Raw genomic sequence first — 13,081 nt, forward strand, 5'->3', positions numbered from 1 at the left:
AACCGGGGCAGCGGCGACACCAGACGAGGGCCTGTCCGGAGGAGGACTGCCCATGATCGTCGTCTTTGTGGCCATCGCCTGCGGGCTGCTGGCCGTGCTCTACGGCCTCGTCACCAGCCAGATCCTGTTGCGGCTACCGGCCGGCAACGCCCGCATGATCGCCATCGCCGGCGCCATCCAGGAAGGTGCCAAGGCCTATCTCGCTCGGCAATATACCACCATCGCGATCGTCGGCGTGGTGATGGCGGTGATCATCTTCGCGACGCTGGGGGCGGTCTCGGCGACCGGATTCGTGATCGGCGCGCTGCTGTCCGGCCTCACCGGCTTCATCGGCATGACCGTCTCGGTGCGTGCCAATGTGCGGACGGCTGAGGCGGCGCGGGGATCGTTGCAGGGCGGGCTCACCGCCGCCTTCCAGTCGGGCGCGATCACCGGGATGCTGGTGGCCGGCCTCGGCCTGCTCTCGATCAGCCTCTTCTTCTGGTATCTGGTCGGCCCGGCGCATCATGTGCCGGGCGCCCCCCATGATCGCACCGTGATCGACGCGCTGGTCGCGCTGAGCTTCGGCGCCTCCTTGATCTCGATCTTCGCGCGGCTCGGCGGCGGCATCTTCACCAAGGCGGCGGACGTCGGCGCCGATCTGGTCGGCAAGGTCGAGGCCGGCATCCCCGAGGACGATCCCCGCAACCCGGCGGTGATCGCGGACAATGTCGGCGACAATGTCGGCGATTGCGCCGGCATGGCCGCCGATCTGTTCGAAACCTATGTGGTGACGCTCGGCGTCACCATGGTGACGATCGCGCTGGCCTCGCCGGGCGCCGATCCGCAAGCGACGCTGCGGCTGATGGCGCTGCCTTTGCTGGTCGGCGGCGTGTGCATCGTCACCTCGATCATCGGCACCTTCATGGTCCGGCTCGGACGGGGCTCGATCATGGGCGCGCTCTACAAGGGCTTCTGGACCGCCGCGCTGCTTGCGGTGCCGGCGATCTACGGCGCCACCTCATGGGCGCTCGGCGACATCCACGCGGCGATCGGCACCACCGCGACGGGGGCCGCGATCACCGGGATGAGCCTGTTCTGGTCGATGCTGGTCGGGCTTGCCGTCACCGGCGCGCTGGTGTGGATCACCGAATATTATACCGGCACTTCCTATCGGCCGGTGCGATCGATCGCCTTCGCCTCGCAGACCGGCCATGGCACCAACGTCATCCAGGGCCTCGCGATCAGCCTCGAAGCGACGGCGCTGCCGACGCTGGTGATCGTGATCGCGGTGGTGGTCGCCTTCCAGCTCGCCGGGCTGCTCGGCATCGCCTTCGCCGCGACCGCGATGCTGGCGCTGGCCGGGATGGTGGTGGCGCTCGACGCTTATGGTCCCGTCACCGACAATGCCGGCGGCATCGCCGAGATGGCCGGGCTGGAGGATAGTGTCCGGTCCCGCACCGACGCGCTCGATGCGGTCGGCAACACCACCAAGGCGGTGACCAAGGGCTATGCGATCGGATCGGCAGGGCTTGCCGCACTGGTGCTGTTCGGCGCCTACACCACCGATCTCAAGACCTTCTTCCCCACCCTCACCGTCGATTTTGCGCTAGGCAACCCCTATGTCATCGTCGGGCTCCTGCTCGGCGCACTGCTGCCCTATCTGTTCGGGGCGTTCGGCATGACCGCGGTCGGCCGCGCGGCGGGCGCGGTGGTGGAAGAGGTGCGCGCCCAGTTCCGCGACAATCCCGGCATCTTGGCCGGCACGGCGCGGCCCAATTATGCCCGCACCGTCGATCTCGTCACCCGCGCCGCGATCCGCGAGATGATCATCCCCTCGCTGCTGCCGGTGCTGGCGCCGATCCTCGTCTACTTCGCGATCCGCGCGGTCGCCGGCCAGGCGAACGGCTTCGCGGCGCTCGGCGCGCTGCTGCTCGGCGTGATCGTCTCCGGGCTGTTCGTGGCGCTGTCGATGACGTCGGGTGGCGGCGCCTGGGACAATGCCAAGAAGTTCATCGAGGACGGCAATTACGGCGGCAAGGGATCGGAGGCCCACAAGGCGGCGATCACCGGCGACACGGTGGGCGACCCCTACAAGGACACCGCCGGGCCGGCGGTGAACCCGATGATCAAGATCACCAACATCGTGGCGCTGCTGCTGCTGGCGGCGCTCGCCAGCCACGGCGGCTAGCGGCGGAAGGTCGGGGGCGGGGCGTTAGCGCCGGAGGGGTGGCTTCCACCGGAGCGCCGCCCCGATCCACAGCAGCCCGAAGCCCCAGCCGGCCAGCACGTCGCTCGGCCAGTGGACGCCGAGCGCGATGCGGCTCCAGCCCACCGCAGCCGCCAGCAGGCACGCCCCCCACCAGCCGGCGGGGCGACGCCACAGCGCGGCAAGAGCAATGCAGGTCATCATCGTGCCGGCGCTGTGCGAACTCGGGAAGCTCCAAGACGTGACCGACTCCAGCCGATCCGCCAGCGGCGGGCGGGGGCGCTGGACGATCAGCTTGATGCCCTCGACCACCAGCCGCCCGCTCGCCAGCGTGAACAGCAGCCACAGCCCGGTGCCGCGCGGGCCGCGCCAGACCAGCAGCGCCACCGCCACCAGCGCGATCGGCCCCATCCCGGTCAGCCCGCCCAGCGCCGACAGCCACCGCGCCGGCCGTACCGCCCAGCCCTGCCTCGCCAGCAAGGCCGCATGATGCACGGCGCTATCGACCGGCACGAGCCACCACAGCAGCAGCCCGGTCAGCAGCAGGGCCGCACCGGCGAGAATCAGCCGCACAGCGGGGAGACGCATATCCATCGTCGCGCGATGCCACGCCGCCGGCCCGAGATACAATCGGGGAGGACAGAAAGAAGCACCTATGCCAAGGGGTTGCCGATGAAGCGCCTTGCCCTGTTTGCCGCCACCGTCGCGGCGCCCGCCCTTGCCCAGTCCCTCCCGCCGGAGATCGTCGTCACCGGCGGCAGCCTGCCGCAGACGCCGGGCGATGCCGCCTATGACGTCGCCACCATCGATCGCAGCCGGCTCGAGGACAATGCCAGCGGCCGGCTCGAGGACATCCTCGGCGATGTCGCCGGCTTCGCCCAGTTTCGCCGATCGGATTCGACCTCCGCCCAGCCGACCAGCCAGGGCGCGACGCTGCGCGGGCTGGGCGGCAACGCCTCGTCGCGCGCGCTCGTGACGCTCGACGGCGTGCCCTTCACCGATCCGTTCGGCGGCTGGCTGAGCTATTCGGCAATCGATCCCGAGCGCCTCGGCCTCGTCCGCGTCACCCGCGGCGGCGGATCGGGCGCGTTCGGCCCCGGCGCGCTCGCCGGCACGATCGAACTCGAAAGCGCCGGGCCAAACCAGTTGCCGCCGATCTGGGCCGATGCCGCTTATGGCAGCCGCAATTCGGTCGATGCCCATGCCGGCGTCTCGGGCACGATGGGCGGCGGCTACGGCTTTCTCTCCGCCGGCTATGCGCGTGGCGACGGTTTCGTGCCGATCGTGAAGGAGGATCGCGGCCCGGTCGACGAGGCCGCCCCCTATCGCCAGGGCAGCCTCTCCGGCCGCGCCGTGTTCCCGGTCTGGGGGAGCAGCGAGTTGCAGGCATCGGGCCTGATCTTCACCGACCAGCGCACGCGCGGCACCCCGTACCAGCCCAACAGCACCAAGGGCGCCGATGCCAGCCTCCGCCTCGTCGGTCACGGACCATGGGGCTATGAGGCGCTCGCTTATGTCCAGATGCGCAGCTTCTCGGCCGGCTTCGCCTCGATCACCTCGGTGAACGTGCCGCGCGACACCGCGACCCAGACCCTCAACCAATATTCGGTGCCGTCCACCGGCCTCGGTGGCAAGGTCGAGGTGCGGCCGCCGCTCGGCGAGCATATCCAGCTCAGGATCGGCGGCGACACCCGCTACGTCACCGGCGAGACCGACGAGCAATATCAATATGTCGCCGGCGCGCCTGCCAACCATCGCGAGGCGGGCGGCAAGGAGCTGACCGTCGGCGGCTTCGCCGAAGCCAGCGCGGAGCCGCTGACCGGCGTGACGCTCACCGCCGGCGGCCGGATCGACCACTGGCAGATCATCGACGGCTTCCTCCACCAGAGCAGCTACGCCACCGGGCCGCTGGCGAGCAGCCGTCAGTTCGCCGATCGATCGGGCTGGCGACCGACCGGCCGCGGCGGCATCGCCTGGAAGCCCGGCGACGGTGCGATCACGCTGCGCGGCGCCGGCTATCTCGGGTGGCGCCTGCCGACGCTCAACGAGCTCTACCGCCCCTATCGGGTCGGCCAGGATTCGACCGTCGCCAATGCGCTGCTCAAGCCCGAGCGGCTGCGCGGCGTCGATGCCGGCGTGGACTTCGATCCGCTGCCGACGCTGCACGTGTCCGCGACCGTCTTCGCCAACCGGCTGGAGGATGCGATCGGCAACGTCACCATCACCGGGGCGAGCCGCGCGACGCTCTGCCCCGGCCTCGCCGCGACCGGCCATTGCCTCGAACGCGAGAATCTCAATGCCGTCAGCTCGAAGGGCGCGGAACTGGATGCCCGCCTGCTGCTCGGTGCGTGGCGGCTGTCGGCATCCTATGCCTATACCGACGCGCATGTCCGCTCGGACACCGCGATCGACGGCCTGCGCCCCGCGCAGACCGCCAGGCACTCCGCCTCCGCCACGCTCGGCTGGGTCCGCAATTTCGCCGATCTGTCGGCAACCCTGCGCTATGTCGGCCCGCAGTTCGAGGACGACCAGAACACCGAAACGCTCAAGAGTGCGGTGACGCTGGATGCCACCGCGCTGATCCCGCTGGCGCACGGCTTCTCCGTCCAGCTGCGTGGCGAGAATGTCACCAACACACGGGTCGACGCGGCCATATCGGGCGACGACATCATCGAGCGCGCGACGCCGCGCACGCTATGGATCGGCTTCCGCTACGGTCAGGCGCGCAACGGCGCCTGACCGCCGCTCGATCGCTAGATCACGAAATCGCGGACGAAATCGCTGGCCGGCGCCTTTTCGACGTCGGCCGGCGTGTCATATTGTTCGATCCGCCCGCTCGACAGGATCGCCACCTTGTCGGCGAGCGCGAACGCCTCCTCGCGATCATGGGTGACGAAGATCGAGGTCAGCCCGACGCGATCGTGGATCTCGCGCAGCGCGCCGCGCAGTTCGCGACGCACCTTGGCGTCGAGCGCGCCGAACGGCTCGTCGAGCAGCAGGATCGCCGGATCGCGGGCCAAGGCACGGGCGAGCGCGACGCGCTGCCGCTGGCCGCCGGACAGCTGCGAGGGAAAGCGACCGCCGAGATCGGGCAGTTGCACCAGATCGAGCAGCTCCTGCACCCGCGCCGCGATCTGCGCGGCCTTCGGGCGCTGGCCGCGCTTCATCACGGTCAGGCCGAAGGCGATGTTCTGCGCCACCGTCATGTGGCGGAACAGGGCGTAATGCTGGAAGACGAAGCCGATCCGGCGATCCTGCACCGCACGATCGGTGACATCCTCGCCGCCGAACAGGATGCGGCCCGAATCCGCCGTCTCCAGCCCGGCGATGATCCGCAGCAGCGTGGTCTTGCCCGATCCCGACGGGCCGAGCAGCGCGACGAACGCGCCGTCGGCGACCTCCAGGCTGACGCCCTTGAGCGCCGAGCTGGTGTCGAAGGTCTTGGTGATGGCGTCGATGGTAATCGTCATCGTGTCTCTTTGGTTTCGCGGTCGACGAGCGATCGCTAGTGTCCCGTCGCTGCGAGTTGATCGCGATGGCGCCATTCGAGGAACGCCTTCACCCCCAGCGTCACCAGCGCGAGTAGCGCCAGCAGCGAGGCGACGGCGAAGGCGCCGACGAAATTATACTCGTTGTACAACACCTCGACATGCAGCGGCATGGTGTTGGTCAGCCCGCGGATATGGCCGGACACCACCGATACCGCGCCGAACTCGCCCATCGCCCGCGCATTGGTGAGGAGGATGCCATAGAGCAGGCCCCAGCGGATATTGGGCAGGGTGACGTGCCAGAAGGTCTGGAAGCCGCCGGCGCCCAGCGTCAGCGCGGCCTCTTCCTCGGCCCGGCCCTGCGCCATCATCAGCGGGATCAGCTCGCGCGCGACGAAGGGGAAGGTGACGAAGGCGGTGGCGATCACGATCGCCGGCACCGCGAACATGATCCGGACGCCATGCTCCATCAGGAACGGCCCGAACCAGCCGTTCGCGCCGAACAACAGCACGAACATCAACCCGGCCACCACCGGCGAGACCGAGAAGGGCAGGTCGATCAGGTTGACCAGCAGATTGCGTCCGCGAAAGTCGTGCTTCGATATCGCCCATGCCGCCGCCATGCCGAACGCCGAATTGAACGGCACCACGATCGCGGCGGTGATCAATGTCAGCTTGATCGAGGCCCAGGCATCCGGCTCGTCGATCGCCGCCCAGAAGGCGGGCGCGCCCTTGGCGAAGGCCTGCACGAACACCGCGATCAGCGGCGCGAAGATGATCAGCGCCAGCCACAGGACGGCGATGCCGATCAGCAGCGCACGGATCGAGCGCGGCTCGGTGACGGCGCTTTTCGCACGCAGGCTCATGCCCCGCCCCTCATCGACCGCGCCTCATTGGCCGGTGCTCCGCCATTGGCGCTCGCGCGCCTGGAGGGCGTTGATCGCGGCCAGCAGCACGAAGGAGGCAATCAGCATCACCGCGGCGATTGCGGTCGCGCCCTCATAATCGAACTGTTCGAGCTGGGTGACGATCAGCAACGGCGCGATCTCGGACTGGAAGGGCATGTTGCCGGCGATGAAGATCACCGAGCCATATTCGCCGACGCCCCGCGCGAAGGCGAGCGCGAAGCCGGTGAGCAGCGCCGGCGCGATCTCCGGCAGCAGCACGCGACGGAAGATGGTGGCGCGCCCGGCACCCAGCGTCGCCGCGGCTTCCTCGATATCCTTGCCGAGATCGGACAGCACCGGCTCGACGGTGCGGACCACGAAGGGCAGGCCGATGAACACCAGCGCCAGCACCACGCCGGCCGGCGTATAGGCGATCTTGATCCCCGCCGCTTGCAGCAACCCGCCGAGGAAACCGGTATTGGCGTAGATCGCGGTCAGCGCGATGCCCGCCACCGCCGTGGGCAAGGCGAAGGGCAGATCGACCAGCGCGCTGGCCAGCCGCTTGCCGGGGAAATCGTAACGCACCAGCACCCAGGCGATCAGCAGCCCGAACACGGTGTTGATCGCACCCGCCGCCAAGGCAGCGCCGAAACTCAGCCGATAGGCGGCGAGCGCGCGGGGGCTGAACGCCACCTCGGCGAAATGCGCCGGCCCGAGACTCAGCGACTTGGCCGCCACCGCCGCCAGCGGCAGCAGCACGAGAATGCCGAGCCACAGCCAGGTCAGGCCCAGCGTCAGGCCGAGGCCGGGCATGGCCGAGCGGGGCCGCCGGCGCCGGCTCACCCTGCCCTTCCCGATGGCGGGTGCGGAGAGAGGCGGCGCGATCGTCATCAGAAGTCGAGGTGCAGCCTCGTCGCGAAGGCATCGCCCTTCGCGGTGGTGCCGTTGAGGCTGACCGGCGCTACGACGAGCGGAGAGTTCTGCCCCTCGAAGCGGATATAGTTGAACAGCACCTTCATATTTCCCGTCAGATACCAGTTCATCGCCGCCGTCCATGCATGGGCATCATGGTCGAGCGGCGACAGTCTGTGGTCGGTCAGATTGAGGCGGTCGTAGCGCAGCGCCAGTTCGAAGGCACCCCAATTTCCCTTGGCCGGGTCAAAGGAACGAATGGGGCGGAGGCGATCGATGACGCCGCCCTTGAAGCTGCGCGCCTCGCCGGTGAGGAGGATGCTGCCGAAGGCATACCATCCATCGAAGTTCAGCGACGGCGCCGCGCCGAACCGATCGAGGCGCATATGGCTATACTCGCCCTGCACCGAGAAGGGGCCGTATACGCCCGCCCCTTCGAAGCCGTAAAAGGTGGCGTTGCTAACCCCGGTCTGTGGGCCGCCGGCCGGGTTGGTGCCGGTGATCGTGACCGATTCGATATTGCCGTTGTCGACCCGGACATTCGGGCGATCGGCCAGCGTCACGCTGTTCCCGGCGAGATCCTTCACATGATAGGCGGACGCGCCGACATGGATGAGGTGGCGCGGATCGTTGATCGGCTCGATCGTGACGCGGCCATTATAGCCCCACACCTCGTCGGGGGTGGTGGCGTTGCGGCTGATCGATTCATTGGCGCCGTAGAAACCGCCCGTCGCGGTGATCAACCTGTCGGCATAGGCGACGGTGACGCCGACGCGGCGTTCGCCACCGACCGCGCCGAAGGCGGTATTGGCCATGCCCCGCTCGAGGAACTCGTTGAACGCATCGGCGCTGTTCGCCTCCAGCCCGGCCGGGATCTTGAGCTGCCCGAGCACGAGGGTGAAGTTCTTGACGCCGGTATAGGCGACATAGGCATCGAGCAGGCTGGCCTGGCCGCCGACCCACTCGCCCTCGAGCCGCCAGGCGAACTGCCTGAACATGCTGCCGTCGAATCCGAAGCGGCCCCGCCGGATCTGGGTGCCGTTATTATAGTCGTAGCCACCCTTGCGCTCGGTGAACGCGGCATAATCGACATCGACCAGGCCGCGCGGCTTGAAGGTGAAATTGCCGTCGGGCGAATTGAACTGGGGCACGATCGTCCAGCTTGTCCCGGCGGTCATGTTGGGCTTGGCGGTGTCCGCGCCCCCCGACGAGGCGGCCCGCGCCGGCGCCTGGGCGATCTGCGGCGCCGCCCGCGCCACCGCGGTATCGATCTGGGCGGGGATGGTGGCGACGCTGGTCCTCTGGGCGTCGACCTGGCGGTGGAGATCGGCATTCTCCGCCTGCAGCGCATCGACCCTGGCTTCGAGCGCGTTCAGGCGTTCGAGGATGGCGGCGTTGGAGGCGGGTTTCGCGGCGAGCGCGGGCGAAGCGGCGAGTGCCATGAAGGACACCCCGCCGAGCAGCAGGTTTCGCATAGAGTAAGCCCCTCTCGATCGAGCGATTCCCGCAGGCCGCGCTTCCGGCGCCGCGGGTTCGCCCCTGGTTTTACGCTTTACTCTATGCAGTTATTCAATATTCGACGTCGGCCTTCAATGCTTGGCTGCGGCAAAAATCTGGTCGAACGCGGCGCCATCGGCGAAGTGCGCGGCCTGCGCCTTGGCCCAACCACCGAAGTTGCGATCGATGGTGAACAGCTGGATGCGCGGGAACTTGTCCAGATACTGCTTGGCGACGACGGGGTCGATCGGCCGGTAATAATCCTTGGCGATGATCTGCTGCGCGGGGCGCGTATAGAGATAGTCGAGATAGGCCTGCGCGACCTTGCGCGTGCCCTTCTGATCGACATTCTTGTCGACCAGCGCCACCGGCGGCTCGGCCCGGATCGACACCGACGGCACGACGATATCGAACTTGCCCTGGCCGAGCTGATTGACGGCGAGGAATGCCTCATTCTCCCAGGCGAGCAGCACGTCGCCCTGCCCACGCTCGACGAAGGTCGTGGTCGCACCGCGCGCGCCCGAATCGAGCACCGGCACGTTCCTGAACAGCTTGATCATGTAATCCTTGGCGCCAGCGGCACCGTAGGTCTTCTGGGCATAGCCCCACGCCGCCAGATAGTTCCAGCGCGCCCCGCCCGAGGTCTTGGGGTTGGGAGTGATCAGAGAGACGCCCGGCTTGATCAGATCGCCCCAATCCTTGATCCCCTTGGGATTGCCCTTGCGGACGAGGAAGACGATCGTCGAGAAATAGGGCGTGCTGTTGTGCGGCAGGCGGGTCTGCCAGTTGGCCGGCAGCAGCTTGGCCTTCTGGGCGATCGAATCGATGTCATAGCCGAGCGCCAGCGTCACCACGTCGGCCGGCGACCCCTCGATCACCGAACGCGCCTGCGCGCCCGAACCGCCATGGCTCTGGCGGATGGTGACGTCCTGCCCGGTCTTCGCCTTCCAGTCCTTGGCGAAGGATGCGTCGATATCCTGATAGAGCTCGCGGGTGGGATCGTAGGAGACGTTGAGGATCTCGGTCGGTGCCGGCGCGGCGGCGGCGGCGGAAACCGCGATCGGCCCGACGATCAGCGAAGCGGCAAGGCCGGCAAGAATCAGGCGACGCATCGATATTCCCTCCCTGGTGATCGCCGAAAACTATTCCCCATCCCGCTGGTCGGGAATGGGGAAAAACTATCAGCGACCCCAAGCAGCGCTTTGCGCCCGGCACCGGCGCCTTTGGCCGCGCCGCTCAGGCCGCGGCCAGCACCTCGAACGCCGCGGCATTGGCGAGCGTGGTGGCCGACAGGATGCGATCCGCATCCTCGCGGACCCGCGCCATCACCATCCGGATCGCGCAGCCGGCCTCGTCATGGCAATCGTCGCAGCGCTCGTAGAAATTCTGGCTCGCGCAGGGGACCAGCGCGATCGGCCCGTCCATCAGGCGGATCACTTCGGCGAAGCTGATCTCCGCCGGCGCCCGTGCCAGCACATAGCCGCCGCCCGGCCCCCGCCGGCTCGACACCATGCCCGCTTTCTTGAGATCGAGCAGGATCAGCTCCAGATATTTGCGCGGCACCTGCTGGGTCGCTGCGATATCGGCGACCTGCACTGATCGCCCCTTCTCGGCTTCGGCAAGATAGAGCAGCGCACGGAGCGCGTAGCGGGTCTTCTGGGCAAGCATGATGACCCGCCTTATTCCCCATAAACTTGCTCGGCAATGAAGCGTTTCGCGGAAAGGGATGTTATTTGCAGGCGCGACGGGCCGCCCCGAAAGCGCGACGCTTCCCTTATCGGGCGCCAGCGGCTATGGGCGCCCGCATATCGACACGCGCAACGATGCCCGCGCGACAGACCATGAGGATTGATGGCGAAAGAAGAACTGCTCGAGATGCGCGGTCAGGTGGTGGAGCTTTTGCCCAACGCCATGTTCCGCGTGCGCCTCGAAAACGACCATGAGATTTTGGGCCACACCGCCGGCAAGATGCGCAAGAACCGCATCCGCGTGCTGGTGGGCGACGAGGTTCTCGTCGAACTGACGCCTTATGATCTCACCAAGGGCCGCATCACCTACCGCTTCAAGTGACGCGGCTCGGCCACGTGCCGCGATAACGGGGGTTTCCATGCGTTTCGTCCTGGCTTCCGCCAGCCCGCGCCGGCTCGAGCTGCTTGCGCGACTCGGGGTCACGCCCGATGCGGTTGACCCCGCCGATATCGACGAGAGCGCACGCCGGCTCGAGCTGCCGCTGCCCCATGCCCGCAGGCTCGCGGCCGAGAAGGCGGCGGCCGTCGCCGCACGCCATCCCGGCGCGGTCGTGCTGGCGAGCGACACCGTGGTCGCCTGCGGCCGCCGCATCCTGCCCAAGGCCGAAGATCGAGCGACCGCGCGCCGCTGCCTGGAGCTGCTGTCCGGCCGCCGTCATCGCGTCTATTCCACGGTCACGCTGATCGACGCCGACGGCCGCGCCCGCCATCGCGAATCGACCAGCATCCTCGCCTTCAAGCGGCTCTCCCCCCAGGAGATCCACGCCTATGTCGAAGGCGGGGAAGGCATCGGCAAGGCCGGCGGCTATGCCATCCAGGGCTTTGCCGAAAGCTTCGTGAAGAGCCTCACCGGCAGCCACTCCGGGGTGATGGGTCTGCCGCTGTTCGAAACGCGGGCGCTGCTGGTCGCCGCGGGCCTCCAGCTTGCCGGCCTGCAGCTTGCCGGCCTGCAGCTTGGCTGAGTGGCTGCTCGACGAGGGCATTGGCGAGCATCGCGCTGCCCTTGTCGACGGTGACGCCATCCTCGAAGCCGCGATCGATCGCCTCGGCCCACGCCTGCGTATCGGCGCGGTGATCGCGGCGAAGCTCGGCGAGCGGGTCGGCGGCGGCGCCTGGATCGCCACGGCGCTGGGCGACGCCATTCTCGAAACGGTGCCGCGCGGCCTGTCGCAGGGGCGCACCCTGCTCGTCGAAGTGGTCCGCGAAGCGATCCCCGAGCCCGGCCGCCTGAAGCCGGCGCGGGCGCGCAGCACCAACGCCGCCGAGGAACGCGATGCGCCGACGCTGGCCGAACGGATCGGCCCGGCCCGGCGGATCGGCGCCCATGATCCGGATCGGCTGGAACAGGCCGGCTGGTCCGAACTGATCGAGCAGGCGGCCAGCGGCGAGATCGACTTTCCCGGCGGCCATCTCCGCCTCTCGCCGACGCCCGCCATGGCGCTGTTCGACGTCGATGGCGCCCTGCCCCCCGCCGACCTCGCCATCGCCGGCGCAGGCGCTTCTGCCAAGGCGATACGGCGGCTGGCGATCGGCGGCTCGATCGGCATCGACCTGCCGACGCTCGGCTCCAAGGCGGAGCGCGCCGCCGCCGCCGCCGCGATCGACGCGGTGCTGCCGCAACCGTTCGAGCGCACCGCCGTCAACGGCTTCGGCTTCGTCCAGATCGTGCGCCCGCGCCCCCGCGCCTCGATCCCCGAGTGGGTGCGCGCCGATCCGGCGCTGACCGCGGCGCTGACGCTGCTGCGGCGGGCCTCGCGCGATGTCGGCGCCCGCACGCTCGCCGCCGCCCCGGCGGTGATCGACCGGCTCGCCGCACGCGCCGACTGGATCGCGGCGCTGGCCCGGCGTACCGGCGGGGCGATCGCCTTGCGGGCCGACCCGACGCTCGCCATATCGGCCGGCCATGTCGAACCCTGATCTTATCCCGCCCGCGCCGATCCGCCGCGCGGAACGATGCCCGGTCTGCGGCAAGCCCGTGATTGCCGCCCACGCTCCCTTCTGCGGCCAGGGCTGCCGCGATCGCGACCTTCTGCAGTGGCTCGGCGAGGGCTACCGCGTCCCCGGGGCAGCCCTCCCGACCGATGAGGAAGATTGAGGCTGGACAGACCGCGCAGCCTCCTTCTATAGGCGCGCCTCGCTTTGCAGAATATGCGAAGGCCCGGGTAGCTCAGTTGGTAGAGCACGTGACTGAAAATCACGGTGTCGGCGGTTCGATTCCGTCCCCGGGCACCATAAATTCTCCAGCAAAATCAGCGCAGTAAGCATCTTCTTGCTCTCTCAGCGAAACGGAAGCAGAGCTGGGACGGATCGACATTCAGGATTCTCAAAGGGTTTGATGTCTGATTCATGAGGCGCGGTGTT

13 protein-coding genes and 1 tRNA gene are annotated in these 13,081 nt (G+C 68.3%); 7 read left to right on the plus strand and 7 right to left on the minus strand.

Translation table 11 applies throughout. The features are described from left to right. Positions 1–52 precede the first annotated feature (52 nt). Positions 53–2,170, plus strand: a complete 2,118-nt coding sequence (locus PBT88_RS20135; RefSeq protein ID WP_270077063.1) for a sodium-translocating pyrophosphatase — start codon at positions 53–55, stop codon at positions 2,168–2,170. A gap of 24 nt (positions 2,171–2,194) precedes the next feature. Here the strand turns inward: PBT88_RS20135 and PBT88_RS20140 are convergent, their stop codons facing one another. Beyond that, complete coding sequence (locus PBT88_RS20140) at positions 2,195–2,782, minus strand: phosphatase PAP2 family protein (protein ID WP_270077064.1); 588 nt, start codon at positions 2,780–2,782, stop codon at positions 2,195–2,197. 78 nt (positions 2,783–2,860) lie between these two features. Between PBT88_RS20140 and PBT88_RS20145 the strand changes: the two genes are divergently transcribed. Next, positions 2,861–4,927: a TonB-dependent receptor gene (locus PBT88_RS20145; protein WP_270077065.1), complete on the plus strand. Its 2,067-nt coding sequence runs from the start codon at positions 2,861–2,863 to the stop codon at positions 4,925–4,927. A 14-nt stretch (positions 4,928–4,941) separates the two neighbouring features. On the opposite strand, the gene PBT88_RS20150 is transcribed toward PBT88_RS20145, so the two are convergent. From PBT88_RS20150 to PBT88_RS20175, 6 genes are all read right to left on the minus strand, one after another. Continuing rightward, positions 4,942–5,658 (minus strand): sulfate/molybdate ABC transporter ATP-binding protein, encoded by a 717-nt coding sequence (locus tag PBT88_RS20150; RefSeq protein ID WP_270077066.1) that lies wholly within the window; start codon positions 5,656–5,658, stop codon positions 4,942–4,944. A 35-nt stretch (positions 5,659–5,693) separates the two neighbouring features. Next, the gene (gene cysW, locus PBT88_RS20155) at positions 5,694–6,542 is read right to left on the minus strand and encodes a sulfate ABC transporter permease subunit CysW (protein ID WP_270077067.1); all 849 of its coding nucleotides are present in this window, start codon (positions 6,540–6,542) and stop codon (positions 5,694–5,696) included. Positions 6,543–6,566: 24 nt separating this feature from the next. Continuing rightward, entirely contained in the window at positions 6,567–7,454 is an 888-nt protein-coding gene (gene cysT, locus PBT88_RS20160) for a sulfate ABC transporter permease subunit CysT (RefSeq protein ID WP_270077068.1), read from the minus strand. Beyond that, positions 7,454–8,950: an OprO/OprP family phosphate-selective porin gene (locus tag PBT88_RS20165; protein ID WP_270077069.1), complete on the minus strand. Its 1,497-nt coding sequence runs from the start codon at positions 8,948–8,950 to the stop codon at positions 7,454–7,456. Before PBT88_RS20165 ends, cysT begins: the two co-directional genes overlap by 1 nt. A gap of 114 nt (positions 8,951–9,064) precedes the next feature. Next, positions 9,065–10,084 carry a sulfate ABC transporter substrate-binding protein gene (locus tag PBT88_RS20170; protein WP_270077070.1) on the minus strand — a complete coding sequence of 340 codons (1,020 nt, stop codon included), beginning with the start codon at positions 10,082–10,084 and terminating at the stop codon, positions 9,065–9,067. Between the two features lie 124 nt (positions 10,085–10,208). Beyond that, positions 10,209–10,640 carry an RrF2 family transcriptional regulator gene (locus PBT88_RS20175; RefSeq protein ID WP_270077071.1) on the minus strand — a complete coding sequence of 144 codons (432 nt, stop codon included), beginning with the start codon at positions 10,638–10,640 and terminating at the stop codon, positions 10,209–10,211. Between the two features lie 183 nt (positions 10,641–10,823). On the opposite strand from PBT88_RS20175, the gene infA reads away from it, so the two are divergent. The 5 genes from infA (at position 10,824) to PBT88_RS20200 (ending at position 12,952) form a co-directional block, all read left to right on the plus strand. Beyond that, entirely contained in the window at positions 10,824–11,042 is a 219-nt protein-coding gene (gene infA, locus PBT88_RS20180) for a translation initiation factor IF-1 (RefSeq protein WP_003049127.1), read from the plus strand. Between the two features lie 37 nt (positions 11,043–11,079). Beyond that, on the plus strand, positions 11,080–11,682 hold the full coding sequence (locus PBT88_RS20185) for a Maf family protein (protein WP_270077072.1): 603 nt from the start codon (positions 11,080–11,082) through the stop codon (positions 11,680–11,682). Continuing rightward, positions 11,675–12,637, plus strand: coding sequence for a ribonuclease (locus PBT88_RS20190; protein ID WP_270077073.1), 963 nt, complete (start codon positions 11,675–11,677; stop codon positions 12,635–12,637). The genes PBT88_RS20185 and PBT88_RS20190 overlap by 8 nt, the downstream gene beginning before the upstream one ends. Beyond that, positions 12,624–12,815 (plus strand): DNA gyrase inhibitor YacG, encoded by a 192-nt coding sequence (locus tag PBT88_RS20195; RefSeq protein ID WP_270077074.1) that lies wholly within the window; start codon positions 12,624–12,626, stop codon positions 12,813–12,815. The genes PBT88_RS20190 and PBT88_RS20195 overlap by 14 nt, the downstream gene beginning before the upstream one ends. A 61-nt stretch (positions 12,816–12,876) precedes the next feature. Then, positions 12,877–12,952 (plus strand) — tRNA-Phe (locus tag PBT88_RS20200). Positions 12,953–13,081: the final 129 nt, after the last annotated feature.

Origin of the sequence: Sphingomonas abietis (genome assembly GCF_027625475.1) — a bacterium.
In the GTDB taxonomy this organism is placed as follows: Bacteria; Pseudomonadota; Alphaproteobacteria; order Sphingomonadales; family Sphingomonadaceae; genus Solisphingomonas; species Solisphingomonas abietis.

What these genes read in the sequence shown, in the direction of transcription:
- PBT88_RS20135 (WP_270077063.1), top strand. Translation starts at nt 53, where the DNA reads ATGATCGTCGTCTTTGTGGCCATCGCCTGCGGGCTGCTGGCCGTGCTC.
- PBT88_RS20140 (WP_270077064.1), bottom strand. Translation starts at nt 2,782, where the DNA reads ATGGATATGCGTCTCCCCGCTGTGCGGCTGATTCTCGCCGGTGCGGCC.
- PBT88_RS20145 (WP_270077065.1), top strand. Translation starts at nt 2,861, where the DNA reads ATGAAGCGCCTTGCCCTGTTTGCCGCCACCGTCGCGGCGCCCGCCCTT.
- PBT88_RS20150 (WP_270077066.1), bottom strand. Translation starts at nt 5,658, where the DNA reads ATGACGATTACCATCGACGCCATCACCAAGACCTTCGACACCAGCTCG.
- cysW (WP_270077067.1), bottom strand. Translation starts at nt 6,542, where the DNA reads ATGAGCCTGCGTGCGAAAAGCGCCGTCACCGAGCCGCGCTCGATCCGT.
- cysT (WP_270077068.1), bottom strand. Translation starts at nt 7,454, where the DNA reads ATGACGATCGCGCCGCCTCTCTCCGCACCCGCCATCGGGAAGGGCAGG.
- PBT88_RS20165 (WP_270077069.1), bottom strand. Translation starts at nt 8,950, where the DNA reads ATGCGAAACCTGCTGCTCGGCGGGGTGTCCTTCATGGCACTCGCCGCT.
- PBT88_RS20170 (WP_270077070.1), bottom strand. Translation starts at nt 10,084, where the DNA reads ATGCGTCGCCTGATTCTTGCCGGCCTTGCCGCTTCGCTGATCGTCGGG.
- PBT88_RS20175 (WP_270077071.1), bottom strand. Translation starts at nt 10,640, where the DNA reads ATGCTTGCCCAGAAGACCCGCTACGCGCTCCGTGCGCTGCTCTATCTT.
- infA (WP_003049127.1), top strand. Translation starts at nt 10,824, where the DNA reads ATGGCGAAAGAAGAACTGCTCGAGATGCGCGGTCAGGTGGTGGAGCTT.
- PBT88_RS20185 (WP_270077072.1), top strand. Translation starts at nt 11,080, where the DNA reads ATGCGTTTCGTCCTGGCTTCCGCCAGCCCGCGCCGGCTCGAGCTGCTT.
- PBT88_RS20195 (WP_270077074.1), top strand. Translation starts at nt 12,624, where the DNA reads ATGTCGAACCCTGATCTTATCCCGCCCGCGCCGATCCGCCGCGCGGAA.